The following is a 26,079-nucleotide window of genomic DNA, read 5'->3' as shown; positions in this document are numbered from 1 at the left end:
TATGAAGCACAGCATACGTCAGCAAACAGGGTTTACGTTAATTGAGTTGGTCACTGTGCTACTCCTATTAGGGATTTTAAGTGCAGTGGCCTTCGCGCGTTTAGGGGGCGTGAATTCGTTTAGCGAGTCTCTTTTCCAGCAGCAAGTTTTATCTTATTTACGCTTAGCACAACGCACTGCAGTGGCACACCAGGGCAGTGGTGCTCAGTTGAATATTAACCGAGTTAGCACTTCTGAGTGGGATATTACGCTGGTATTTGCTACGCAAACGTTAAGCTATCAACTTGATGGCGATAACGCCTTAACCTTTGCATCGGGTGCCAGTACGGGCAGTATTTCAACGGGGGATACCTTATCGTTAGTGTACAGCGATAACGGTGACCTTTCTGAGCTAACAGCACCGCTTGCGGCCGATATTGATGCTAGCCTTTCTTTGGTAGTGGCGGGCAACCGCTCCCTATGTATTTCACCTACAGGCTTTGCATATGAAGGCCTCTGCCTCTGAATCCGGCTTCTCACTGGTTGAGACTATTCTAACCATTGTTATCATCAGTATCTCGCTAGTGGTGCTCGTCTCTGCTTGGGGACAATCAGCTAGGCAAAGCGCTGATCCTTTTTGGCATGCTAAAGCTGCTTATCTTGGCCAAGCCTATATCGAAGAGATACTTACCAAGCGCTATGATGAAAATACCCCCGTTGGAGGCCAACCCGCTTGTAGCAGTAGCACTTGCTCAACAACACTCGGCGCTGAGGCCGGTGAAACACGCGCCCTGTTTGATGACGTTGATGATTACAACGGCTTAAATGAAACGCCCTCTCAAAATGCTTTAGGTGTAGTCCGGCCTGAATATAACAACTATCAAGTAGAGGTGAACATCTCTTACGCGGGAGGGGATCTCGGTGTCTCTGCCACAACAATGAAACGTATCAATGTAACAGTGACGCCGCCGGGTGAGTCTCCTCAGCAGTTTGTGGTTTATCGAGGGAATTACTAATGTACTCGGTAAGTACACGCCAGCAAAATGGCTTTACCCTGTTAGAGCTGATTGTTGTTGTGGTTTTGTTGGGTATTATTTCTGTTGGTACCACCGGCTTTATCGTCAACTCCGTTGAAGGGTATAGCGATTTAACGAGACGCGATGGTATTGCCGCTACTAGCCGAGTAGCCATGGACCGTATGGTGCGCGAGCTGCGCAACTCGTTGCCTAACAGCGCTAGAACGAATGGCGCGTGTTTAGAGTACATACCGATTTTGGATGCGACTACCTATATTTCAATTCCGTTAAGCAGCAGCGCTACTACTTTATCGATAGTTCCCTTTAGTGAACCTCCTGAGTTAGGTAGCACAGCGGTTTATCCCATCAGCACAACGGCTGTTTATAACACCGTTTCCCCTGCGGTTATCTCGCCTGCTATTAGCTCGTCAGCGGGGGACTTAGACGGTGCTGCTGCGGTAACGTTATCGCTATCTGCTGCGCATCAATACCCTGCAGACTCACCATCCAACAGAATGTTTATTGTGGGAGGCCCAGTGAGTTTTTGTGTGGTTGGAGACCGCTTATATCGATATCAAAACTACGGCCGTTCAGCGTCACAGCCAACCCTAGCTACGTTGCCTACTACTGAACCAAGCAGAGTATTACTCGCTTTTCCTGTGACGGCGCCTGTTGCTCCCACGCTGCCATTCACAGTGGTAAATGCGACATTGCAACGTAATGCCTTGGTTATGCTGCAGTTCAGCGTAGAGCAAAACGATGAAAGCTTGCTGATTCAACAAGAGGTGCAGATTCGTAATGCGCCATAATATGAGACATACATATAAAGCTCAGGCAGGCTTAGGGCTAGTCTCTGCTATTTTTGTGATAGTCGTATTGGCTATGCTGGTGGTCGGTATGAGTAGTATAATGACGGCAAGCCAAACCTATCGGTCTCAAGAAGTACTAGCAGTGAGAGCGCTTTCTGCTGCGCAAACGGGCTCTGAGCGACACTTGTCTAAGTTATTGCACCCAGAGAATGCTCCACTGGCATGTACAACGGATGCTACTCCCGTTGTATTAACAACGCCGGGATTATTGGATTGTAGTTATCAGGCGAGTTGTGCATCGGTAACGATTACAGATACGTATGTGACGATTGAAAGTGTCGGGCGGTGTGGATCCGGTGTTGATTCGGCCACCCGCATAGTAAAGGTGCGAGTGGCGCTTTAGGCTATCGGTTAAATACCATATTCCGTGCGGTAAGCCTGAATCGCAACCACTGAAGACTCGTAGCCGCCAACTTCCTGTAGATATTCAACAACATCTTCTAAAGAGACAATGCTAATAACCTGCATGTTGTAATCACGCTCGACTTCTTGAATAGCAGAAAGCTCACCTTTACCTTTTTCCATACGGTTAAGCGCAATCATGACAGCAGCAGGTGTGGCGTTGTCTGCATTATTAATAATATCCATTACTTCACGAATAGCCGTACCGGCAGTGATAACGTCATCAATAATCATGATGCGGCCTTCAAGCGCAGCACCTACTAAACTACCGCCTTCGCCGTGGCTTTTAGCTTCTTTGCGATTAAACACATAAGGCGTGTCACGCTCATAATCATTAGACAGTGCAATGGCTGCTGCTGCAGCTAAAGGAATGCCTTTGTATGCCGGGCCAAATAAAACATCAAACTCAACCTTGGCTTCATCAATAGCTGCCGCATAGTAACGCCCTAGTTTGGCTAGAGCCGTGCCGCTGTTAAATAAGCCTGCATTGAAAAAATAAGGGCTAACCCGGCCAGACTTTAATGTGAACTCACCAAAGCGTAATACGTTCTGTTCAATAGCAAATTGGATAAATTCTCTCTGGTAATCACGCATGGCAGGGTCTCATTTGGGATAAAAGGTGTATTCTACCATTAGGATGCACTATGAACGAGATTTTCAACGGTTTGTAAATTTCCTTTTTGCTGACTTCACTATACAATTCGTCTCTAACATTTTTTGTGCGCTTTAACAGGAATAACAAATATGCGTGTTATCACCTTCAATACACAAGGTATTGAACAGGCGGCTGATAAAGGCTTCTTTGACTGGATGGTCAAGCAGGATGCGGACGTAATCTGCCTGCAGGATCTTCGGATAAAAGAGTATCAGCTCGATGGTGACCGTTATCATCCTGAAGGATATTACCCTTACTTTTTTGATGCCTTTGAAGATGGCTTTAGCGGTGTGGCTATTTACACTCGCCATGTACCCAAAGCAATAATGACAGGTTTGGGTTTTGAGCTTTGTGATTATCAAGGACGCTTTATCCAGGCTGATTTCGATAAAGTCAGTGTTTCTTCTTTGTATGTTCCCTCTGGTTTAAAAAGCTTTGCGGCCCAACAGACAAAAGAAGAGTTTATGGCGCATTTTTTAGCGCATCTTAAAAAGACCTTGCGTAAGCGTCGCGACTTTATCTTTTGCGGTACCTTTAATACCGCGCACCGCACCATGGACTTGAGCAACTGGTATGCAAATCAGAGTGTTTCGGGTTTCTTGCCAAGCGAGCGTGCTTGGATGGAAGAGATGCTAGGTGATCTGGGCTTTGTTGATGCGTTTCGTGAGTTAAACAAAGCGGAGCGTCAGTTTACTTGGTGGCCTGATTACAACCGTGCACGCACGCTAAACGAAGGCGCACGACTCGATTACCAAATCACTACGGCAAACCTACGTAAGATGATTACGGGTGCGAGCATTTATAAAGACCAATCATTTTCAGAGCATGGCCCACTCATCATCGATTATGATGGTGATTTTTAGTAAAGCCTAGAGAGTAAAAAAGGGTGCTGATGCACCCTTTTTTGTGTCTGCAGATTATTACTTAGCGAAAGCTGCTTTTTGCAGTTCGATAATCTCTTTAATGCCTTTATCAGCCAGCGCTAACATTTTATTAAGTTCATCGTGAGAATACGGAGCACCTTCTGCCGTACCCTGAACTTCAATAAAGCCGCCTTGGTCAGTCATAATAACGTTCATATCTGTTTCGGCAGCAGAGTCTTCGTCGTAGTCTAAATCAAGCACCGCTTCACCTTTATAAATACCGACAGAAATAGCCGCCAGCATATACTTGATAGGGTTGCCTTTTAGCGCACCGTGCTTATCTTTCTTCAAGAAATTAATCGCATCCATTAGCGCAACACAAGCACCGGTGATAGAAGCAGTACGTGTACCACCATCGGCTTGGATAACATCACAATCGATAGTAATGGTGTTCTCACCGAGCTTTTTAAGATCAAGCGCAGCACGCAAAGAGCGGCCAATAAGGCGCTGTATCTCGATAGTACGGCCTGTTTGCTTACCGCGTGACGCTTCACGGCCATTACGGGTGTTGGTAGAGCGTGGCAACATACCGTATTCAGCCGTAACCCAGCCAGAACCTGAGCCGCGCAAAAAACGTGGTACACCGCGCTCAACTGTTGCGGTACAAATGACTTTCGTCTCACCAAATTCTACCAATACAGATCCTTCTGCATGCTTAGTAAAATTACGTGTAATACGGATTTCACGTAACTGGTCGGGTTGGCGACCACTCGGACGCATGCTTGCAAGACCCAGGTTCTGAAGTTGATCGGACATGGTAGGACTCATCTGTAAAATACACCTTATCGACAATGAATGATTTGCTGCATAGAGCATCTGTCTTCAGACTGCTAAACTATCTGAATTGGATAATTCTAATCGAGATACGACAACATGACACGTAGTATGACTGCTTTTGCTCGTCAAGAGAGCCAACAAGGCTGGGGAACACTCACTTGGGAAGTGCGTTCGGTAAATCATCGCTTTTTAGAACCGCACCTACGCATCCCTGAGCAGTTAAGAGAGCTAGAAGGCAGCTTGCGCGAAACACTGCGTAAACGCCTAAGCCGAGGCAAGGTAGAATGCATGCTGCGTTTTGTGCCAGAAGAGCAAGCACAAACACTGCAAGTGAACGAAGCCTTTGCTAAACAGCTACTGGCAGCCACCGAGCAGATGGAACAACTCATGCCGGTTTCTCAATCGTTGAACCCGCTCGACCTTCTGCGCTGGCCTGGCGTGTTACAAGACGTGCAGATCGATATGGACGAAGTAAAACGCGAAGCATTAAAGCTGTTTAATAAAGCACTGGATGATCTACACGCAGGGCGTGAGCGCGAAGGTAAAGAGCTGGCGTCGCTTATCGAGCAACGGCTCGATGCCATCAGTGTTGTGGTGGCTGACGTACGTGCCAAGCTGCCACAGATTCTGCTAAACCAACGTAACATGCTTAAAACACGCGTCACTGACTTGGGCGTAGACCTAGACCCGCAGCGCTTGGAGCAAGAAGTCGTACTCCTCGCGCAAAAAGCCGATGTAGACGAAGAGATGGACCGCCTAGATACACACGTTCAAGAAGTGCGCCGTATCCTAAAACAGAAAGAACCCGTAGGCCGCCGTTTAGACTTTTTGATGCAAGAGCTAAACCGCGAAGCTAACACGCTGTCATCAAAATCGATAGTGACCGATACCACACAGAGCGCTGTGGAACTTAAGGTGCTAATTGAGCAGATGCGAGAGCAAATTCAGAATATAGAATGATATTTCATAAGTGTTCACTACCTGTCAAAATTTATTATAAAACAAATGGTTAAATTGATTGTGTGTTTCATGATGTTTCACTGAAATGCACTACATGTCACCAAAAAAGGTGACAGAAAGGGTGACAGGGTTGATCTTTATTCGTTAGGATCGAGTTCTCTGTCACCCTTTTTCGGTTGGAATGCTATGAACGACTTACGAATCAAAAAGTTACTTAGGGATAAAGTAGTTGGTCGTCATAATACTGGTGAGCGACTGGGATTATATTTTCGTGTTAGCGAAGAAGGTACTGGGACCTGGGTTGTAAGGTTTAAGGCCCATTCTAAGCGGCGCGAAATCACCATCGGGCGCTATGGCAGTGGCCCGGGCGGCCTTTCGCTTCGTGATGCTCGAATGGAAGCTGCCAAGATTCAGGCTGAATCTAAGAATGGTATTGATCCTTTAGCAGAAAGAGAGCGTGATCAGCTCGCTAAAGCGAATACCATTGATGACCTTGCAGCGGACTGGTTAGAAGACTGTCGTAGACGGCTGAAACACCCGCATATACCTGAGCGCGTCTATCGCAAAGAAATATCCCCTGCGATAGGTCAGCTTTCACTTGATCAGGTGAATGCTCGTGATATCAGAGGAATTATCTTGAAAATTGCCAAGAGCGGCCGCCCGACAATCGCCAATGATGCCCTTGCATACTGTAAGCAACTCTTTAATCATGGTATCAAGCTCGATCTTGTTCAGAGTAATCCTGCACAGGCTTTTCGTAATATAGACGCTGGAGGGGCCGAAGAGAGCCGAGACCGAGCGCTTAGTCTCGAAGAAGTCGAACGGGTATTTATAGTCTTTCGTGAGAATACTGATCAATTCACAAGAGATAACTATTTAGCTGTTGCGTTGCTTTTGTGTCTTGGTGTCCGAAAAGGAGAGCTTATCGCCGCTGAGTGGTCTGAGGTTGACCTTGAAGAGGGCCTTTGGGTTATACCGAAACATCGCAGCAAAAACGGTGACTCAATAACCATTCCTCTGGTCGGAAGTGTAATTGAATGGTTTCAAGAATTGAAATATCGCTCTGCAGGTTCCGAATATGTATTCCCTCGCAGACGTATTAGTAAGAGAAATGGCCATATATCACCGGATACACTCAATGCGGCAATAGCTAAGTTGTTTAGAGAAGGGAAGTTAGACATGCCGCACTTCACTGTCCATGATTTACGAAGAACCTTTCGGACTCAGCTTGGGTTGCTTGGAGTGCCGGGGCATGTGGCTGAGCGTTGCATGAATCACCGGATTCCAGGGATTGAAAGAACTTACAATGTCCATGATTACTTCGACGAAAGGAAAGAAGCTCTAGAGAAGGTTAACAGCAGAATAGCAACGCTAGTCAGTATCTCGAAAGCGTAGCTTTAGTCAGAAATACATTTATTAAAAATGCTTTCTAATGCACGGTAATCGCCGTTATAACCATCAATATTAGCTTGAACCCAGTCACTCTTGCTGATGAGTTCATAAGAGATGGTGTGGCCCGTATTAACGATAATATGCTCAAAAAGAATCCTTTGAGCACGGCCATTACCATCCCGAAATGGGTGTATTACATTGAGCTCGCTATAATACTCTGCCAGTTTGGGGATTAATTCTTCTTTAGAGAGTCCATTCAAGAAGTTATCTTTTGCTACTCGCCCAAGTAGTTTTTGAGATTCCCTTTCAATAAATCGACCGGCACAAAAACGAGTGTTGCCTTTCGAGATATCAATTGTTCTGGCTTCTCCAGCCCACTCATAGATATCAGAAAAAAGAAGTTGATGAATTGAGCACCAATAGGAAAAATCATATGGAGGCTCTGAAAACTCTATATCCATAGCCGCAATTTCAGAAAAATCACGTTCTGCTTCTTGCAGTTGTGTGGCATCTCGAATATCAAATTTATTGATGAGAATATCCGTGCCTTCATACGAATATGGGTCTTGGCCTGTGCCGTATTTATCAACCATGTTTAGCTGCTTTACTGTTTGATTGTGAATGCTTTTTAAGCAGTGCTTGTCGTAAATTCTGGCGTTCAGATTTGTCTGTAGGGATTTGTCTAGATGATGCTTCAATACCCTCTAGGCCTAGGCTCGCGCGGTAGTTTTTGAGTTTAGAGTGCTCATACCGCATAAATTTGTCATCGAATGTGAGAGCATCCGCTTTTTCTGATTTTTTAACGCGACTTGATTTGATTTGCTGTAAGTCCATTGGCTGTACCAGTGTTTTGAGGTGGTTCCCGCTTTCAAAGACTCCCCACTTAACAATACAAAGAACTTCCTTGTTACCCTCTTTGTCGCGAGATAACTCAATACCAAATGTTGTGGGTAGTTCTAGTAGCACTGTTTGAACTTTGCGTATAGAAATCCCAGTGAGCTCAGAAACTATTTTAGTTGTCGGTTTTTCCGTCTGAATAATGGCGGCAAGAACGGTCATCTCATAATTCATAAATGGCTCCTTGATCTATTCGCGCACATATATGCGCATACGGAAAGTATACAACAAATTTGAGTAATTATCTTTCGGCGTAACTTATGCAATATGTTCGCAATTCAATAGACGATCACCGTCTTTTTTCCTTAGCAGTTGCCAGGCGAGCAAGTACTACAGTCTGACCAAAAGGCTAATTGAAGCTGATTAGCCGTGCCTAAATACAAGTTATCTAAGAATGGTTTTGTATAATCGTAATTAGTTACGATTAAAATACTAATTATTCGTATTTATTGATTTTTATTCTTCCATTACAGTGATCTTCTAAATTAATTGGTGAAGGGGGGCAGCAATGTCTAGTTCAGATAAACTTTCTTTTGAGGATACTAAGAGGCTCCTAGATCATGCCTGCAGTGCTAGCCCCAATACGAATGCAGCTAAAATAGCTGACTTTTTGAATGAGCCTGCTTCTCGTATTTCTGAAGGTAGAAGCAAAGGGTGGCGTTTAAAGGTCAGTGACGCTAATAAGCTGATTGAGAAATACGGCCAGCCTAAAGGAAAACCAGGGTTATTTGTTCGTGCTGAAGAGAGAGGGAGTATTAAATCCTTCCTCGAACATGAATCGTCAACTTCAAAGTCTCGGCATCTTAAAAGGGTTTGGAATCTATATCACTCTGTCCATTTTCTTAACTCGCTAGCAGATAAAATCATGATGGTGGGTGATCAGTTGTGGCCTACTTATGAGGAGTTTGCAGAAGATGGTGATGAGCTTCTAAACATGGATGAGCGAGATGCAGTGCGTAAAGCCAGAGCTCATAAGAGAGATACATCCGCTAAGTTTAGAAAGGAAAAACTAGATAAACTATTCACTATGATGAAAACACCAGAGTTTTCTCAGTGGTTATCAGCTGCCGGGTTGTATTTAGATAAGCTTTTAGATGCTTATGATATCCCTGTAGATGCTTATGGTATCCCTGAGATAATATTTCGAAGGATGGGAGCTACGGGTTATTACGGTATTAACGATATACATAATATCACCCCTGATGGCGATAATAATCATCTCTCTTCAGAAGGTACCCTGAATCAGTTATTAGAGGAGCATGGGCTGAAGTCTTTACCCTTTCTTGAAGTGAACCTTTTTTTATTCGGAACATTGGAGCAGTACTTTCGAGAGTTTGAAGAGCCTGCTACAAAGGCGACTCTCATTTCTCAAACTGATGAAGTTTTAATAGAATTGAGAGAATACGTTATTACAGGAAAAGAAATATGGTCTCAGGAAAGTAAATTTACTATTCCTAGGCTCGGAGAAGCGGCAATCGGAAGTATATTTTCTGTAGATGGAAAGAGTAGGGCTAATTGGATTTCTTCACTTCACCAAAACGATATTGGGCTAAGTTCGCTGTCTAAAAAAGATGTGACTTCTTTGTTTGTTGATCATTGGACAACTTATAAAGTTTCATTATTTCTTAAAGATAACTGCGATTACGCATTGATGCTGTCATTAGGAAGTTATGAGAGTAGCTTCAGTGATGTGTTACATGATCCCGAACGATTTATTGTTATCCCCGATATATCAGGCATGTGTCTTTTTGATGAACTTGATGAGTTGAGAGAGTGGCTAGATTTACCCGCGCTTCCAATGGATGAAATGAAAACAAATATAGCTGAATATGGCGGGTATGTGCCTGGAGCTATTGTTATTTAGTTATAAATTATTACAAGGATTAGTTATGTTGAAAGTTAAGTTTGTTGGGGCGTCAGAAGGCATTACAGGGTCATGTTCATGGCTTTGGCATACGGAAACAAATACTCAATTTTTGGTTGATTGTGGCATGCATCAAGGGACTCATGAGGAAGAGTGGAAAAATTATCAGCCTTTTGAGTTCGACCCAAAGCAGATTCAATATGTGTTGTTAACCCATGCCCACATAGATCATTGTGGCTTGTTACCGAAACTCATTAAAGGTGGTTTTAAAGGTTGGGTTTACTGTACTCAAGCAACCAAAGAAATAGCTGAGCTTATGCTAATGGATGCGGCAAAGATTGGAGATCTATTTCAAGAAACTGATGTCAGACTGATCAAATGGCATGTGATTGATGCAGGGGACTTTTCCTGGAATAAAACCCTTAGATTGGCGGATGGCCTATCAACTACGTTCAAGAGAAGTAGTCACGTACTGGGTGCGTGTGGCATCTCTGTAACATGGTCTGTGAATGAGGATTCAAAGGAGTTAAAAAGCATTTATTTTAGTGGTGATATTGGTTGCCAGCTTGATGACAATGCCTATCTTCCCCTTATGAAAAGTGATCATCAGCCTTACCCGAAGACTAATTACATTGTGATGGAGTCTACATATGGTGCAGTTGAAAGGGACCCTGGATTTAAGGATGCGAATAACCGTATTGATGTCCTAGGTAAAATCATATGTGAAGCAGCTTACCAGAAAGGCGGTACTGTATTGATACCCGCTTTTTCTTTTCATCGCACACAAGAAATAATTATGGATTTGCTCTGTTGGCAATGGAGTCGCTGGCCTAAGAGCGAATATGCGGGCTTGATGGGGGGGGATAAATTAAAGGAAGACGGCACAGAATCTTATGAGAAGCCATTGAGAATCCTTTGTGATAGCCCGCTAGGGCATCGGATAAACGAAGTGTATGCGTCACAAATTTCAAAAAGACTATCTAACGGTAAATATCAATATTTAAACAAAGAGCTAGCTGGGCGTTTAAGTTGTTCAGAAGGAGAAAGCAGTAAACTATTTAGTGAGCTCGTGAATACAGGTTGTATCTATAGAAAAGGGCACTTGATTAGATGCCTTACTCCTGAAAATAGGAAGAAAACACGGTATCCAGAGTCTAATAGTAAATATTCAGTGATTATTGCTAGTTCTGGTATGTGTGATAATGGCCCTGTTGTTGAGTATATTAAAAAAATGCGAAGAGACCCAAAGAACACCATTGTTTTGACTGGCTATCAGTCTTCTGGATCCTTAGGCAGGCAGCTTTTAGAGCAATCTGAATTGGAAGGTGTTGGTAGTAAGCAGGCTCAGGTTATCAATATGTCAGGTTATTATTCAGGCCATGCTGATCAAGCTAAGTTACTGGATTATGTATTTTCTTTAGGCAGCTATTCTCAGGAGTCAAAGCCCGCTCATATCTTCATTAATCATGGAATAGATGATACTAAAAATGCTTTGAAATTAGCTATTCAGGAACGATCAGGTCAAAAGCTGCATGGTGACAGAGAGGTTAAATCCGTTGAGATTGCAAAGAAAGAGTGGTTCGACCTTAATGCGGGAGCTTATATCGATTCACAGAATGAGCACAGTGATCAGTTGATGGGTAGATTGGCTTCAATTGAAGATAAACTGAGCCGCCTTACTGATGAAATATCAGGACTAAAGTTGGCGCGATACTGATGGGTTTTATCTCTGTGTGATCAAGCTGAAGTCGCAGAGCACCATTTAAAATATGCTTAGGCACGTTAATAGTTATTAACGTGTTTTTTAAGAAGGGAATCTGCAATGATAACTCCATTAGAACTACTGTCACTTGTATTGTCTGTGATTGGATTAACTCTGGCTTTTGTTGGTATCTACCTCCCAAAAATTGCTGCAAAACTTGAGAAATTACTGTCCTCCTTTGCAAATATGAGATTTAGAAATGCACCAGAATGGAGGTGGGAAAGGTTTAGGCGGCGCCCAATCTTATCTTGCTTCTTCCGTGGCAGTTAGCAGGAGCTATTTTTTGGATAGAGGGCTTCAGTTGGGAAGTGATGGTTCAGGTTTTAAGCATCTTTTTAATTTTAGTAGTGATCTTCACCTTAATAGCAGGTGTAAGTTATATATCATGGTTTTTTATCAGGTTATTCACTTGGAGTGCTTATGCCTGTGGGCATCAAATTGTAAGAATTAGTAAGTGGATAAACCCTAATTCTGAAGTGATTCCTGGAGTAGGTATACTGATAGCGGGGTTAAGCCTGTTGATCAGTTTGGCACCTATTGCATTATAGGTATTAGCGAAAGATAAAATACTAGGAGTGGGCGTGACTGAATTAACGTATGAGCAGTTAAAAGAGATTGTATCTATTGCATCCGAAAAGGGGTTGTTCGACATCGTCACTGTGGCTGCGCCAAGCGTAGTGGCTTTGTTCGCTGTTTGGGTAAGCTATCTCACCGTTAAAAGACATTCTGTACACGTCACCAATGAAAAAGTGATTGAAAAGGATGTAGAAAAATTATATGAAGCCGCAGATTGTTTTTTTGAATATTCGGATGCAGTGGGTCTGTTTTTTTCCATGCAAGAGAAGAGGTTTAGGCGCGTGATAGCATTGGATCCTGATGATGAAGGCTTTGCGCATAAAGTGAACGAAGCAACAGGTGCTGTGTATTCAAACTTTAGCAAAATTCATAAAACTTCATTTTTGTTGAAGGCTCTTGGGCAAAAAGAAGTAGCTGATTTAGTGGATGCCTATCGTAGCCAATCGATAATTCTTCGAAAAAGTGTCTATGAACTTAGCCAGGCTCCTTCAGAGGAAGCAATAAAATCATTTCTCGTTAATATTGCCGCAGAGAGAAGTAATCTGGAAGCGATGAAGAACGAGTGCTTAGAGGAAATCGCTGCCTGTAAGGGACGAATCAAAGGTAGCGTCGGTTGAGTATAGTCTGCCGAAAATCACTGATTGACTCTGTATTTATCTAGGAATAATCTCCATTTTGCTGGAAATTGCGTATTTTTACGTTACTGGATGACGTAAAATTGGTTCAGTTACGTTTAATAGATGATTCCAGTTATGAGCACCCAAGATTCTTCAAGCTATTGCTATTCTTTTCCTGCCGTGAGGGGAATGCAGGCTGGCCACTCTTTTTATATTGCTACGTGTCCACTTCGAATTATCCCTCGTATTTTTATATATGATGAGGACGAAGTACCGCCTGAATTACGAGCGCAACGCACACTTAACAAATCACGCATTCCTGAAATGGTACGTTATCTCCTTGATAACCCTTTAGATTATGTTTTTTCTGCACTCACCGTTTCAGTGGGTACTGAAGTCCAATTTGAAGAATTTGAAGGGGCGGCCAACATGGGGACGTTAAAAGTGCCTATGGATGCTCAGATTCTTATTAATGATGGGCAGCATCGCCGCAAGGCTATTGAAGAGGCTATTAAGGAAAAACCAGAACTTGGGCATGACAATATACCCGTTCTATTTTTTGTGGATGAAGGGCTTATACGAAGTCAGCAAATGTTCGCTGATTTGAATAAATACGCGGTTAAACCAAGCCCTTCACTGTCTACGTTATATGACCATCGTGATCCAGCTTCTCATCTGGCTCGGTATCTAGCAACCGAGATGATGCCTTTTAAAGGCTTAACGGAGATGGAAAAGTCCAGCATTTCAGTTGTAAGTAATAAGCTATTTACGCTTTCTAGCGTTAAACAAGCCACTAGAGCAATGTTAGGAAAAGGCCTGAAAGATGGCTTTGATACAGCAGATAAAGAAATCTCAAGTCTTTATTGGCGTAGCGTTTATAAGAACATGCCTGATTGGCAACTTGCCCAATCAAAGCAAATGACACCGTCTCAATTACGTCAGGAGTTTGTTCACGCGCATGGTGTTGGGTTACATGCTCTAGGGCTGTTAGGTAAAGCGCTTCTTTGTGAGTCTCCTGATCAGTGGCAACAGAAGTTAGAAAAATTAAAAAGTGTAGATTGGCGGAAAGTTAACCCTGAGTGGATTCAAAGAAGTATGCAACACGGTAAATTAAGTAAGTCTAATACCAGTATTCAATTGATGTGTAACAGGCTTAAGCTGCAGCTAGGCTTGAAGCTCACGCCAGAAGAAAAAGCACTTGAAGAGCAGCTAAGCCAATGAGCTCCATCGTTCAAAAATATGACCTTGAAGACTATGAAGCATTCATTGATCGTGAAGTCTTTGCTGGGAGGCCTTTAGCTGACTTTGTTACTGAGGTGCAGCGCATCTATGTTGCGGATAAACGCCCGTGGGTGATTGGTTTTAGTGGAGGTAAAGACTCTACTGCTATCATGACATTGGTATATCTAGCACTGTTAGGTTTAGAGCCGAAAGATCGTCAAAAACCAGTGTTTGTGATTTCCTCAGATACGTTGGTAGAAACCCCAGTAGTTGTCGACATGATTACTGGCACGCTTAATATGATACAAGACGGGGCAAAGCGCGACAGTCTACCAATCACGACTCACATAGTTACCCCTGAGGTTGAAGATACCTTTTGGGTGAGTTTATTAGGTAAAGGATATCCTGCCCCGACACGTCAATTTCGTTGGTGTACCGAGCGAATCAAGATTGACCCGATCAGTTTGTTTATTAAAGAAAAAGTAGCCCAGTATGATGAAGTAGTCATTGTACTCGGCTCTCGAAGTGCAGAAAGTTCATCTCGTGCGCAAGTTATAGCTAAGCATAAAGTAGATGGATCTCGTTTAGCTCGTCACACAACATTAGCGAATGCATTTGTATATACGCCAGTGGAAACTTGGGGTGTTAACGATGTCTGGGACCTTTTGCGGGGAGGTTACAAGCATTCAGAGTTTATAGATGAGTGGGAGAGCCCTTGGGGAACGAGCAACCTTCCTTTATGGACACTATACATGCATTCATCAAACCAAGGGGAATGCCCATTGGTTATTGATGAGAGTACTCCTTCTTGTGGTAATTCGCGGTTCGGTTGCTGGACTTGCACTGTCGTTACAAAAGATAAAGCAATGGAAGGGCTTATAGAGAACGGCGAAGAGTGGATGCTTCCTCTTCTACAGTATCGGGATCTTCTTGCTTCAACGAGTGATCCGTCGAAGAAAAACATATACAGAAACTTTAAGCGTAGAGATGGAAAGGTCATCTATCAAAAAGCAAAAGAAGGTGAGGTTGTAAACGCTCAGCGTAAGCATGTGCCGGGGCCATACTGGTTTAAGTATCGTAAACAATGGCTTGAAGAGCTGCTAACCATTGAGAAGCAGATAAATGATAGTGGGCACTCTATTACACTGATAACAGAGCCCGAGCTGCATGCTATTCGTCAGGAATGGTTTAACGACCCTAATGAACCTGATTGGGAAGACTCTTTGCCGGTTATCTATCATCGTGTTTATGGGCATGATCTTAAATGGTCACAGAATGATCGTCCTCGGTTTGATGCAGAAGATTCTAAGTTACTAGAACAGCTTGGTGATGAATTTGATGTAGTCCCTGCAATGATCAAAAAACTTATTGAGCTGGAGCTTTCCATGGAAGGTTTGAGTCGCCGTAGTGGTGTGTTTAATAAGATATCTTCTTTATTAAAGCAGGATTGGGGCAGCCTAGAAGAGATTCAGGAAAAACAGTCACAACTACAAGCCAAGCATGAATATGATCTCCACCAGATCGAGATTCAGGACTATGAATCAGCTATACGTGAGGTAGATGGGATATTGCAACGTGATCAAGAGGCAGAATTAATATGATTATTAAAAAGTTAGTTCTGCATAACTTCCGCGTGTTTCGTAGTGTTCATGAAATTGATTTAGAGCCAGGTTATGACCAGCATGGACATGTTAAGCCGATTATTTTATTCGGTGGCTTGAATGGAGCAGGAAAAACTTCAATTCTCTCGGCTATTAGAACCGTTCTTTATGGACGGCAAGCATTTGGACGAGCCCTAAGCCAAGGTGAATATATTGAGCAGCTTGATGCTTTAATCCATCACGGAGAGGGGCAAGGTAGCCAGCCTGATCAAGCCAGTGTGGAATTGGTATTTAAGACTACTCAGAACGGAGAAGAAAGTGAATACAGTCTTATTCGTTCATGGTCTCGCGGTAAAAAAGACCGGCTGAGCTTGAATCAGAATGGTATACCTGCCGGATTAAACTATGAGCAATGTCAGGGTTTCTTGAATGAACTCATACCTTCTGGAATCGCTGATCTGTTTTTCTTTGATGGAGAAAAAATAGCTGAACTAGCAGAAGATGAATCAGGCGTTATCTTACAAACAGCAGTTCGGCGGTTATTGGGAATTGATTTGATTGCTCGCCTCAAGAGTGATTTGACAATCTTTCTCAAGCGCCTTGGTGCAGAAGCTATGCCGGAGAAGATCACTCAAGAGCTAAATACTTTTAATAGCGAACGCAAAGTTCTAGATAAAATTGCAGAAAGTTATCGTTATGAGGCTGACCTTAAGGCCAAGAGTATTGTTGCTGCTAATGAGAAATTAGCATCCTTAGATGCTTCACTTAATGCTGAAGGTGGTGTTTGGGCTAAGAGTAGGGAAAGTGAAGAAGCAAGAGTTAAGGTTTTGCTTAAGGATAAGGAAAGGCTAGAGAAATCAATCCGTAATGAGTTTGAAGGATTACTCCCACTAGCCTTAGCTCCTAATGTATTAGGTGAGCTCATTGAAACACTTCAGCATGAAGCAAGTCTGAAGCAAAAGCAGAGTGCAGGAAGTGAAGTCAAAAAGCTACTTGATCAAATTAAGTCAGTGCTCAGAAACATCGATACTGGATCAGACGTTGCTTTAAAAGCAATAGAGGATTGTTTTAATGATCAGTTGGCCGCAATCCCTTCAGAGGAGGCCTTACTTGATCTATCCGAAAGAGAATTTCGATCCTTACATCAACAAATACAAAATGCTGAACAACATTCCTTTGTCCGCGTTAAAGCGGATCGTAAAGAGCTATCTGGGACTGAAAATGAATTAGATCACGCTTCTCTGAGTATTGCTCGTGCTCCCGATCAAGATCAGCTTCAAAGCGTATTTAATCAGATTCGCGAATTAGAGCGAAGACGAGAGAAGCTGAAAGCTGAATACCGTAAAGCATTAGAAGATGCTAAAAACACTTACCGTAAAGCTATGGATATAGCTCGAAAAGAACAGAAGCTACATGATAAGCATAGAGCAGTATCGAATAGCTCCGCATCAGTGGAGAATGCTCAAAAAGCGTTACGGTTGCTTGACCGTTTCTCTGAACTTTTGACTCACGCGCGAGTTAAGATGCTTGAAACTGAGTTTATAAAATCTTACAGACAGCTTGCTCGTAAAGAAGATTTACATATTCACGCTCGCATTCATCCAGAAACATTTGATGTTGAGTTAGTTGATGAGCATGGTCATGTAATCAATCGAAAGGCGCTTTCTGCTGGTGAAAAACAGATTTATGCTATATCAATCCTAGAAGCGCTTGGCCGTACATCTGGTCGTAAACTGCCTATCATTATCGATACGCCATTAGGGCGACTTGACTCCCATCACAGAGATAAACTGGTTAAAAATTACTTTCCGTTTGCCAGCCACCAAGTTGTCATCCTCTCAACAGATACAGAGATTGATAATCACTACTTCACTAAATATCTTGAAGAAGATATATCACATGCCTATGAAATTGTTTTTGATGGTAGGACCAAGTCCTCCCAGATTGCAGAAGGCTATTTTTGGAAAGATACTCAATTGGAGGTGGTCTGATGTTGCCTAATCGAATGCACCTAAAAAGACAGACTGAAGAGCATCTGAAGAAGTTGAAGGGCTACACAGGTATTACACCTAATGTTGCTTCGCGTATTGCCTTCTTTAGATCACTAGAGAGTGGCTATCGTTTCTCGGGAGAGGCTATTAACTTAGATGGTTCTCTTGTGCTTGATAAGATAACTTGGCTGGGTGATCTTGAGTTAGCGGTGGAGACCTTGCTTAGAAAGTACTACCCAGAACTCGACTCTAAAGGGCTTGAGCTAGCCTGGGCATCACACGTGGAAGATGGGATTGCTAGTATTCGAAATCTTAAAAGCTTAAAGGAATTTGCGGCTGCATTATAGCAGCCATATTTATTTCTAATTATGGCTTAGGAAAGGCTACTCTTCATGATTCCGTATAGTCTTGATGTAGTCTTTGATGATGGCTCCATATTGGTGTCAAAATCAGATTTTTGAAATGTTACTTTTTTAATAGATTTTTGAAAATAGTCTCTTATATCTTCTGTAGGAGGCATTTTTGCAACTAAATCTGAGAAAAAATGCATTAAAGCGTAAAAGCCAACAGTTTTATTTAAAATTGCCTTTTTGTTATTTTTATCCCATTGTTCGGGCCATGACGCTTTCACTGAATCAAAATAAGACCAAAGCATTTTCGCTATATCGTCATCTCTCTCATTAATAAATAGTTCCCTTAATGGATACTTTTTAAAGCTATCTTTATCGGTATTTTCTAGCTTAATACTTTTGGAAAAAAGCCCTGATTTTGACTTTTTAAGAAAATACTCTCTATCGGCCAATGGATCAGGAGACATAAGTTTCATTATCTCTTCAACAACTGTGGACTGGCTTAGTTTCTCGTTTTCGATATCTGGCGTTTTTATGCCAAGTCGTTTTATACGATTATAGAAAGGGCTTTTATTATTTTTATTAAGCGATACTACAATAGTATGAGCAGATTTTTGCGGACTCCTAGTGTTAGAAAGTGCTTCAAGGTCATACACAAGGCTTTTTCTAACTGGAGTCTGCTTTAGGTTTACAATAGAGAATATAGATGCTTGATCTGGTAAATCTAAACCTACAAAAAATGTTACAACAAGCTCGAAATCTTGATAGCCATCAGGAGTGATAAATCGGCATTGGTCTTCATCTAATGCCGTTGCCTCTTTATTCATGAAGCCCGCCACTCTATGTTGCCCATCTAATATGCGAGCAATTTTATTTGGGTTTTCACTTTCGATCACAAAAAGCCCTTTTTCTTCTTTCCATGTACAATGTTCGTCATCGATAGATAGAATAATTGAATTTGGGAAAGTTGCTCCAAATGTTTTTACATATTGTCTGATTTCTTCAGCTCTCTTTTTGTTCAGCTCTCGTTGAATTCCAAGATATGAATTAAGATCATTCTCTTTTTTCATTTCTCTCATGTCAGGGTAAGTAATAGACACTAGTTCAGATGCTTTCATTTTTCCGATATAAAAGCTTCCGATAGGCTGATTTACCTTAATGGCTTGTATTTCTATAGAGATCATTGTTGTTCACCATCAGCCCATTTATTTAGTGAGTTGTCCATCGTTGACACTTTCTCTTCTAGCACTTCATCATGGCCTCTCGCTTCTTTGTTACTTACATATATTGTGTAGTACCAGGTAAGGACTCCTGCTATATAAACAAAAAATGAAAAAAATGAGAACCAAGCTGAGTCTACATTCGATTTTACAGTTGTATATTCAGGTATTTGAGACATTTTGTGAGCAGAGAACATTATGACGGAAGTAAGCAAGAAAATAATGGTAAATATCAAAACAAGAGAGTAAGTCATACCGCTACTGTTTGCTCTGCTATTTTTTATTTTTGTTACAGATAAATAAAAGAATGGAGCCGACATGGATGCAAAGTATATGAATACTTCGCCGGCAATAAGCCCATCCAAAAAGGATTGAAAGAAACCGTTTTTAGTGAAAATGGCCATGGACACAGCCCCAAATAAAACAGGGAATAAAGAGAATAACCACATCCATAGTAATTCGTAGAAACATATTCTTTTATACATGTAATCTTGCATTATTTTCAAGCCTGTTTAAGTGGATATTTCCCAAAAAGCCAAATCTTTAATCTTACAAATTTTCTTATCACCATCGATATATAAACTATGGTGTTTATCTAGTTCACGAATAGTTTTCATCAAGTTGTCCTGTTCTGGCTTATCATCCTTATTGAACAATGATTTAATATCCTGGCTTTTAATCTGTGAAACGCGGTGAACAACCCAGCTAAGAATATAAGCGGAATAGTCATTTTCTTTGGTCTTAAAGTGAGTGATATCCTGTGTCGATAGGGTGACTCCAACTCCATACTCACGCCCCTCTTTAAGAACTTTTCGTAGGCTGGGGAAATCTTGTGACATAAAGTTGTCCGCTTCATCAACCAGAATCATCTTAGTGATTTGCCGGAAATCACCACGCACCTCTGGTTTACCTTGCTTTTGCATCTGGGAATAAAATAGATCGAGAGTCAGTGCCACAACGAGGTTTTGAATCTGCGGAGGGTAACCTGCTAGCTCTACTACGGTAATACAGTCGACCAAGTCATAAAGACTGTGGCACTTATTGATATCGTCTTCAAAAATTTCAAGCTCGTAAAGGCTTTCTAATGCTGCATAGAGTGAGTCTTCTTCTACTTTCTCTTGGTCGATAAACAGCGCCCACACGTCTCTGATCGTAGGCGCTGGTTTGGTCCAAGTTGTTTTATCCGCTTTATTGATGCCAGCTAATTCATAGGCTTCAGCGATTAATTTACGCAGACGTAATTGCTGTTTCTGCCCAAGACCAAAAGCTTTACTCATGGTTTCTGAAAAACCACGGGCTGTATGTACGGGGAGCATTGGCGTATCGCCAAATAAACTTAATGGATTGTAAGGAAGCTTATGTAGGTTAAATTTCTTTCCCTGAGTAGCGTTCAGAAATTGCTCATCCACATAATCTGACTTGTAATCGAAGATCAGCATGCCAATCGCTTTGCCATCAATATTTTGGTGTTGGTTTCGATATAACTGAGTGACGACCGACTTGGTACATTGAGTTTTTCCCGTACCCATGGTGCCGATGATTCCGGAGTTGGTATTCATAAACTTGGCGGTATTAGTCGGTTCCCAATAGACCGGTTCTTGATGGTTGATTTCATGGCCTATCAAGACTTTTAGGGCTGCTTGGGGTGTAGGTTCAATCACAGCCGTCGTAACATCTAGAACTGCATTGTGAGAAACAGATTCATATTCAACTGGGAGTGCGGGAACAGGCTCTTCTTGCGTAGGCAAGGGCTCCGGTTCACTCAGCGCGTCAAACACCAAGGTTGTTGCCTCAGTCTTTGCATTTAAAAAATACACATCTTGAATTTTAGCAGCAGCTGTCGCGCTGTAGTCCTGCCAAAGTTCCATTAAAGGTGTTGAAATGGTTTTTGCCATAAAGCTTGATGGCACTTCAATCTTGAGGATGTTATCGATCAATACTGGCTTGGTCTCAAAACACTTGTCATTCTCTAAGTTCGCAACCACAAAGCCCTGCGGATAACCCTTAATACCAGCCAAGGAATAATCGCCTTGCAGCCACCACTCTTTGTGAGCTAATAATGGTGCAAAATAATCATCATGATAGATTCCATACAGCTCGTACTTATCGACTTGCATCAATGCCTGGCGCACAAATAAACTGCGAAAAAGACTAGCGGCTAGATCTTTCCCGATGAGTAGGTCGCTTAAATACCGTACTAGCTCTTTTGCTTGTTTAACTGCTTTAGTGGGGTTATAGCTGCTCCCGGTTTTAACTTCTAAGGAAAGCAGATAAAGCTGTTGGTTTTTGAACCCTACGAATAGAACATCATCAGAAATAGGCCCTGACTTGAAGCCCTGTAACCGCCTAGAGAACTCTGATTCTGACATATTGAGGCCGATATTACCGGAAACACGTATCATTTCAGCCGCAGACATTGGCACCCAGATAATATCCGACTTTGAGAGCAAACAGCTGATTAATTTGTAGGCGGCTAATATACCCTTTCGTTCTTTTCGGATGTTGTCGTTATCGGTAATCATCTTCAACAGCCATTCACCATTGAAAGCGTTGAACTCGGTGACTGAGCCACCATTATCTTTCTCTAGCACCTTGTCGTACAGGTCAGATTGGCGAGTCACAGTAATCGCATCGTAACCGGCAGAGCTGGTGTATTGATCTGAGTAGTGGATCAGTAGGGTGTCGCCATCATTATCAAAAAAATCGAGTGTTACTTTAGGGTCAATGATTGTTGTCCAAATTGAGCTATCGTAGGAACGATCCAGCAGGCTTTTAAACTTGTCATCAATAGCCAAAGCAATGGAACTATTTTTACTATATGTTTTGGTATTGCTTCGCGCGGGCTTATTCAAACGATTCAATAACAACGCAATATCTATGACTTCACTATTTTCATATTCTAGGCCTTTAAGACCAAAACCAGTAATGTAATTACTGCCTTCATTGCTGGATGCTTCTCCATTTATCAGCCCGTGACAGCTAATACCGCTTAACTTCTCTTTAGGGTTAACGTCATCAATTACCATTATTTTTTGATTGTTTCGGAAGAAGCTTAGGTGGGCGTAAGCTTGCTCTTTCGCATCACCGTGAGTGAATTTACTATACGTCACACGCGTTCGCATTATGTCGACAATAGTGTCTGCATGGTCTTTTGCCTTACCCTTATTCAGACCATAAACCTGTTTGATTTTCTCGTAACTGGCCATTTCTGAAAATTGATCAAACTCACTGTCTTGCAGCTTATCGTCATAGAGATTGACGTGAATATTAAAGCACTTAGTACGCTGTTTTATGATGTGTTCGACGATGCCCATAAATAACTCATGGTTGTCATAGTTATTTATGCTATTCATGATTAAAGTCGGGCGGGCACTACCTTTTTTTATATTAAATAGGCACGAAAAGGCCGCACTAAACTCTGAGATTTTATCGCGTACTAGCTTAGTTACATAGCTGTAGTTGGTCTCTTGATACGGTACACAGTGCAGCCAGAAACAGTTGTCTTCAACGGCTTTTACGTAAGAAAACTCATGCTGAGGATCGTAAATAAAGGGCAGTAAGCCTTGCGGGTTGAGACGGTTTAAGGTGACTTTCGGTAAGCTGATAAAACTCTGGTCACCTTCTACTGTCGCTCGTTCAACCAAGTTCAGGTAGTAGGCTAGGACTAAGGGATGAAAAGGCGTTAGCCACTCACCATCCTCCTGCTTATACATGCCGATTTTTAAGACAGTTTTATCAGCTTCGTCGAGCGTTTTATTTGGTTCAATATATGCCAAATAACGGTGATAGGCATTTACGACCGCTTTAACCAAAATTTGATATTCAGGACCCCAACCACATAATGACGGCAAGGTCTTGTTGTCTACGTAATATACAAAAAGAGCCTGGTAGGCTGTGCACAATTCGGGTGCAATCTCGGCAATCTCTGTTAGGTTTAAACTTTCCTTTTCACCAAAGCGATGAAGTAATGACTTGTCGACCCAGGTCGCTTCACGGTTAAGTAAGTCGAGTGTTGGCTTGTCGTTTTTAAGCTCTTTGTGTTCAACATATACCCGTTGTTTAGAGCGGTTAAAAACACCAAAAAATGCATCGCTAAACAAACGCTTGTCGCGACTTTGGTCAAAGATCAGCGGTAAGATCAGAGTCTCTGTAGCTGCGGCACCTTCAATAATAAATTCAAGTTCAGCTAAACCATTGTAAAGAGTAAAGCTGATGCGCTCGACTTCATTGGCAAGTGCTTCATAATCGATGATGCCATGCTGGGTTACATCGAAGCACTGATCAACTTCATCCAGCGATGTTCGTTGTGAACCGGCGGAGAGAGAAACAGCTAGATCACTTTCTTGTGTCTGTAGGCTCACGACTTGCTTCACTGGATTTATTAAGAAGCTGTTTTCTATTGCTGCGGTATTAAACCAACCTTGCTTAACTACCAAGCACTTAAATTTAAACTTCTCGGAAGTCTTCGGCCGGTTCAGCGTGAGAGAGAAATACAGGGGCTTATCAGTGATGGTTCCGGTTAGCGTTAGGTTGGCGTTAACATGGCCTCCGCTGAGTTGAATGTTATTACGGCTAATTGTGTTGGTTTTATCGACAAGTTTAATTTCATCGCTGTTAATTTTACTCCCGCTAAAATCGAGGCTTAAATCGAAGTCGTCGCGACCGGGGTCAACTTCTAGCAATATGTGTCGTTCACGCTGTGCGGATGTTGCTTCACTTTTTGTACGTACTACTATCTTGGCTGAGGCGGAGCTTTCATTCGTAATTACTAATAACTGTTCGCGATTACGTTCTTGTTCTTTGCTGTACTCATCAAAACTAACCATCTTCCAGCTATCTGGTTGATCTTGACCAAAGTGCTTGGCTATAAAGCTGTCGCTGAAATAAGGCAGGTGGTCGGATAGTTGGTCGGAGTAGTGCTCTACTACATCTGAAATCTGATCAAATAGGGCTTTGTTTTGATCAAGCCGCTTACGAACCTGCGTTTTTTCGTTTTCAGTGGGCTTAGCGCCACCGCACATACTCAAAATGGCGGGATCTTCTAAAAGATCAATCTCGTGAAACCGAATATCACCATCGGCTATAGCTTCATGAAGTGACTCAAAACCAAACATGCTGCCTTTGTCTTCAGTAATCAGGTCGTATTGGTACTCCAGCAAAATCTTAGATACTTCTCGCCCCTCTAGGGTGTCTTTATCATTGATCTCATCAGCCAAGGACTCTTTGATTTTGGCAGGAGAAAAAATACCGCCTTCAGCAGTTATATCTTCTGCGCTGTTAATCAGGGTATCGAGTAAGCTGTTATGGATAATTAGGAGCGCTGTACCTGCGAAGTTACCCTGCTGCGCAGCCACCACATCACGTAAGAAGGAGATGAAATTTTCGGTGTAACCCGTTTCACTACCATCTCGGTGCATAACGGGGATTAATTTAACCCCCGCACAATCAATATAAGTTAGGGTCGTATTCTGAAAATTTAAAGTACCTAAGCCTTGCTGGGAGTGCCTGAAGGCGTGATAGAGCTTTCTACTTTTATCAACATCAGGTGACTTAAACTGATACCGGTATCCTGCTTGAATATAGCCTTCGGTAAGCTTAAGGAAGTGCGGGACAACGAACTCTTCAAAGAATTTTACGGACATAAACGGCGTCTCCACTATCACTCATACGCTCTACATTACCGACACGCTCGTAAAAACGAATGAGAGCCTGCTGACTTTGTTTATCAAAATAAATCCCACGCGAATTGAATTCAGTCAATAGTTCGTGGAAACGCAGTTTGTCCTTGATGCCAATCGCTATATTAGTAATTAAAGCGATATAGTCTTGATTCATGACCAGAACTTTACCGACTTGACCGCGCGCTTTCACGAAAGTGCTACATAGCTCGTCTTCGGTGGCTTTAATAAACTTAATCTGTGCCGCAGATCGTTTCATACCTTTATCAAACTGCTGAACAGCAAGCTCTAAAAGGACATTTAACCAGTAGCGTGGATCGGTATTGTTTTTGTCATAAGGGAACAGAAAGGTGAGGCTTTCATTACGGTTTAAGGCAAAGGCTTCAGCGTACTCCCTAAGTTTATTACTGTCGTCATCCGTCAGTTTCTGTGCCAATTGCCAAAGAGGTAAGCGATGCTCGTTATCCTCTTTACTCACATCCTGCAGGCCTTCTGACATTGAAAGGTACGGAAAAATATTAACCAGCAGGCGGGCCACCGTTTGATGGCCATTGCGAACTAAATCAGTCCGCTCACGACTTGCTGTCTCGTTCTCCATAATAAAATACAGAGGCTTAGCAGTGGGTTCACAGTCCAGCCCTTTAATATTAAGTGCTAGCTGTGCAGTATAGAGGTAGCCGTAAAGTTTGAGTAAATTCTGTAGTTGATCAATCAAATACTTAGGGTGGCTGGCGAGAAATTTTAGATCGGACCTGAAATGCTTTGTTAAAAATGGGAGAAAAGACTTTTCATTAATGCCTTTTGAAAGGGTTTTCTTGCCTCTCTCAAAGAGTGATAGAACCTCTTCTGATCGTAAAGACTCAACTACTTGTTGCTCTAGAAAATTGGTTTCTTGTTGAATGGGGCTCTCAATATAGAGACCTTGCATTAAACTAGAAAACATATCCGCTAACCGATGTTGAGGCGAATTTCCTGTTAACGGAGCCAGTTTGAACAGCAAAGCCTCTGGTGTAACGCTATAGAGGGCTTCACCGGAAAAGTACATTTCTTCGAGGTACTCCCATAGGCCTGCTTCATCTAAGCGCTCTTTAAAGTCGGCTTTGCATATAGTACGGAAGGCGTTAATTGCTGACGATTCTTTGTTTTCTGGGTCTTTTGGAAGCCCTTTAGTGAACTTGGTGCTTAACTGTTTGCGGTAAAGATTTCGTACCACAATTGCTTTAGCTATATCCCAATCAAAATCACCTTCGTTGTTGCCCGTGCGAGCAGGGAAATAACTGTTTAACACGTTGTTACCAGGCGTTAGCGTAGCTTTTAGTATCGACATAA

22 protein-coding genes are annotated in these 26,079 nt (G+C 42.3%); 14 read left to right on the top strand and 8 right to left on the bottom strand.

What is annotated here, in order from left to right:
- Position 1 precedes the first annotated feature (1 nt).
- From NEJAP_RS18520 to NEJAP_RS18505, 4 genes are read left to right on the top strand one after another with little or no spacing between them, the layout of a single operon-like run.
- On the top strand, positions 2-505 hold the full coding sequence (locus NEJAP_RS18520) for a prepilin-type N-terminal cleavage/methylation domain-containing protein (protein ID WP_201348574.1): 504 nt from the start codon (positions 2-4) through the stop codon (positions 503-505).
- Positions 486-995: a type IV pilus modification PilV family protein gene (locus tag NEJAP_RS18515; protein ID WP_201348573.1), complete on the top strand. Its 510-nt coding sequence runs from the start codon at positions 486-488 to the stop codon at positions 993-995. The genes NEJAP_RS18520 and NEJAP_RS18515 overlap by 20 nt, the downstream gene beginning before the upstream one ends.
- Positions 995-1,804 (top strand): prepilin-type N-terminal cleavage/methylation domain-containing protein, encoded by an 810-nt coding sequence (locus NEJAP_RS18510; RefSeq protein WP_201348572.1) that lies wholly within the window; start codon positions 995-997, stop codon positions 1,802-1,804. The genes NEJAP_RS18515 and NEJAP_RS18510 overlap by 1 nt, the downstream gene beginning before the upstream one ends.
- 1 nt (position 1,805) lies before the next feature.
- Entirely contained in the window at positions 1,806-2,207 is a 402-nt protein-coding gene (locus NEJAP_RS18505) for a hypothetical protein (protein ID WP_201348571.1), read from the top strand.
- A gap of 8 nt (positions 2,208-2,215) precedes the next feature.
- Here NEJAP_RS18505 and pyrE read toward each other — a convergent pair whose 3' ends face one another.
- Positions 2,216-2,860 carry an orotate phosphoribosyltransferase gene (gene pyrE / locus NEJAP_RS18500; RefSeq protein WP_201348570.1) on the bottom strand — a complete coding sequence of 215 codons (645 nt, stop codon included), beginning with the start codon at positions 2,858-2,860 and terminating at the stop codon, positions 2,216-2,218.
- 150 nt (positions 2,861-3,010) lie between these two features.
- Between pyrE and NEJAP_RS18495 the strand changes: the two genes are divergently transcribed.
- Positions 3,011-3,784, top strand: a complete 774-nt coding sequence (locus NEJAP_RS18495) for an exodeoxyribonuclease III (protein WP_201348569.1) — start codon at positions 3,011-3,013, stop codon at positions 3,782-3,784.
- A 57-nt stretch (positions 3,785-3,841) separates the two neighbouring features.
- On the opposite strand, the gene rph is transcribed toward NEJAP_RS18495, so the two are convergent.
- Positions 3,842-4,564 carry a ribonuclease PH gene (rph, locus tag NEJAP_RS18490; RefSeq protein WP_201350725.1) on the bottom strand — a complete coding sequence of 241 codons (723 nt, stop codon included), beginning with the start codon at positions 4,562-4,564 and terminating at the stop codon, positions 3,842-3,844.
- A 153-nt stretch (positions 4,565-4,717) separates the two neighbouring features.
- On the opposite strand from rph, the gene NEJAP_RS18485 reads away from it, so the two are divergent.
- On the top strand, positions 4,718-5,581 hold the full coding sequence (locus NEJAP_RS18485; RefSeq protein WP_201348568.1) for a YicC/YloC family endoribonuclease: 864 nt from the start codon (positions 4,718-4,720) through the stop codon (positions 5,579-5,581).
- A gap of 186 nt (positions 5,582-5,767) precedes the next feature.
- Positions 5,768-6,976, top strand: a complete 1,209-nt coding sequence (locus NEJAP_RS18480) for a tyrosine-type recombinase/integrase (protein ID WP_201348567.1) — start codon at positions 5,768-5,770, stop codon at positions 6,974-6,976.
- 2 nt (positions 6,977-6,978) lie between these two features.
- On the opposite strand, the gene NEJAP_RS18475 is transcribed toward NEJAP_RS18480, so the two are convergent.
- Positions 6,979-7,566 (bottom strand): putative adenosine monophosphate-protein transferase Fic, encoded by a 588-nt coding sequence (locus tag NEJAP_RS18475; RefSeq protein ID WP_201348566.1) that lies wholly within the window; start codon positions 7,564-7,566, stop codon positions 6,979-6,981.
- Positions 7,559-8,044 (bottom strand): YhfG family protein, encoded by a 486-nt coding sequence (locus NEJAP_RS18470; protein ID WP_201348565.1) that lies wholly within the window; start codon positions 8,042-8,044, stop codon positions 7,559-7,561. The genes NEJAP_RS18475 and NEJAP_RS18470 overlap by 8 nt, the downstream gene beginning before the upstream one ends.
- Before the next feature lie 334 nt (positions 8,045-8,378).
- On the opposite strand from NEJAP_RS18470, the gene NEJAP_RS18465 reads away from it, so the two are divergent.
- The 7 genes from NEJAP_RS18465 (at position 8,379) to dndE (ending at position 17,849) form a co-directional block, all read left to right on the top strand.
- Positions 8,379-9,734 carry a hypothetical protein gene (locus tag NEJAP_RS18465; protein ID WP_201348564.1) on the top strand — a complete coding sequence of 452 codons (1,356 nt, stop codon included), beginning with the start codon at positions 8,379-8,381 and terminating at the stop codon, positions 9,732-9,734.
- 25 nt (positions 9,735-9,759) lie between these two features.
- Positions 9,760-11,451, top strand: coding sequence for an MBL fold metallo-hydrolase (locus NEJAP_RS18460; RefSeq protein WP_201348563.1), 1,692 nt, complete (start codon positions 9,760-9,762; stop codon positions 11,449-11,451).
- A gap of 626 nt (positions 11,452-12,077) precedes the next feature.
- Positions 12,078-12,689, top strand: a complete 612-nt coding sequence (locus NEJAP_RS18455) for a hypothetical protein (protein ID WP_201348562.1) — start codon at positions 12,078-12,080, stop codon at positions 12,687-12,689.
- A 135-nt stretch (positions 12,690-12,824) separates the two neighbouring features.
- Positions 12,825-13,910, top strand: coding sequence for a DNA sulfur modification protein DndB (gene dndB / locus NEJAP_RS18450; protein WP_201348561.1), 1,086 nt, complete (start codon positions 12,825-12,827; stop codon positions 13,908-13,910).
- Entirely contained in the window at positions 13,907-15,511 is a 1,605-nt protein-coding gene (dndC, locus tag NEJAP_RS18445) for a DNA phosphorothioation system sulfurtransferase DndC (RefSeq protein ID WP_201348560.1), read from the top strand. The genes dndB and dndC overlap by 4 nt, the downstream gene beginning before the upstream one ends.
- The gene (gene dndD, locus NEJAP_RS18440) at positions 15,508-17,502 is read left to right on the top strand and encodes a DNA sulfur modification protein DndD (RefSeq protein ID WP_201348559.1); all 1,995 of its coding nucleotides are present in this window, start codon (positions 15,508-15,510) and stop codon (positions 17,500-17,502) included. Before dndC ends, dndD begins: the two co-directional genes overlap by 4 nt.
- A complete protein-coding gene (gene dndE / locus NEJAP_RS18435) occupies positions 17,502-17,849 on the top strand; it encodes a DNA sulfur modification protein DndE (RefSeq protein WP_201348558.1) in 348 nt (115 codons plus the stop codon). The genes dndD and dndE overlap by 1 nt, the downstream gene beginning before the upstream one ends.
- A 26-nt stretch (positions 17,850-17,875) precedes the next feature.
- Here dndE and NEJAP_RS18430 read toward each other — a convergent pair whose 3' ends face one another.
- Genes NEJAP_RS18430 through dptG form a run of 4 tightly spaced genes read right to left on the bottom strand, consistent with a single transcriptional unit; the run spans position 17,876 to position 26,077 of the window.
- A complete protein-coding gene (locus NEJAP_RS18430) occupies positions 17,876-19,036 on the bottom strand; it encodes a DGQHR domain-containing protein (RefSeq protein WP_201348557.1) in 1,161 nt (386 codons plus the stop codon).
- Complete coding sequence (locus NEJAP_RS18425) at positions 19,033-19,569, bottom strand: hypothetical protein (protein ID WP_201348556.1); 537 nt, start codon at positions 19,567-19,569, stop codon at positions 19,033-19,035. The genes NEJAP_RS18430 and NEJAP_RS18425 overlap by 4 nt, the downstream gene beginning before the upstream one ends.
- Positions 19,570-19,584: 15 nt before the next feature.
- Positions 19,585-24,714 carry a DNA phosphorothioation-dependent restriction protein DptH gene (dptH, locus tag NEJAP_RS18420; RefSeq protein ID WP_201348555.1) on the bottom strand — a complete coding sequence of 1,710 codons (5,130 nt, stop codon included), beginning with the start codon at positions 24,712-24,714 and terminating at the stop codon, positions 19,585-19,587.
- Positions 24,695-26,077: a DNA phosphorothioation-dependent restriction protein DptG gene (dptG, locus tag NEJAP_RS18415; protein WP_201348554.1), complete on the bottom strand. Its 1,383-nt coding sequence runs from the start codon at positions 26,075-26,077 to the stop codon at positions 24,695-24,697. Before dptG ends, dptH begins: the two co-directional genes overlap by 20 nt.
- Between the last annotated feature and the right edge of the window lie 2 nt (positions 26,078-26,079).

This window comes from Neptunomonas japonica JAMM 1380, assembly GCF_016592555.1.
Taxonomy (GTDB): Bacteria; Pseudomonadota; Gammaproteobacteria; order Pseudomonadales; family Balneatricaceae; genus Neptunomonas; species Neptunomonas japonica_A.
The sequence above is the reverse complement of the archived record's forward strand: the minus strand, read 5'-3'. Positions and strand labels throughout refer to the sequence as shown.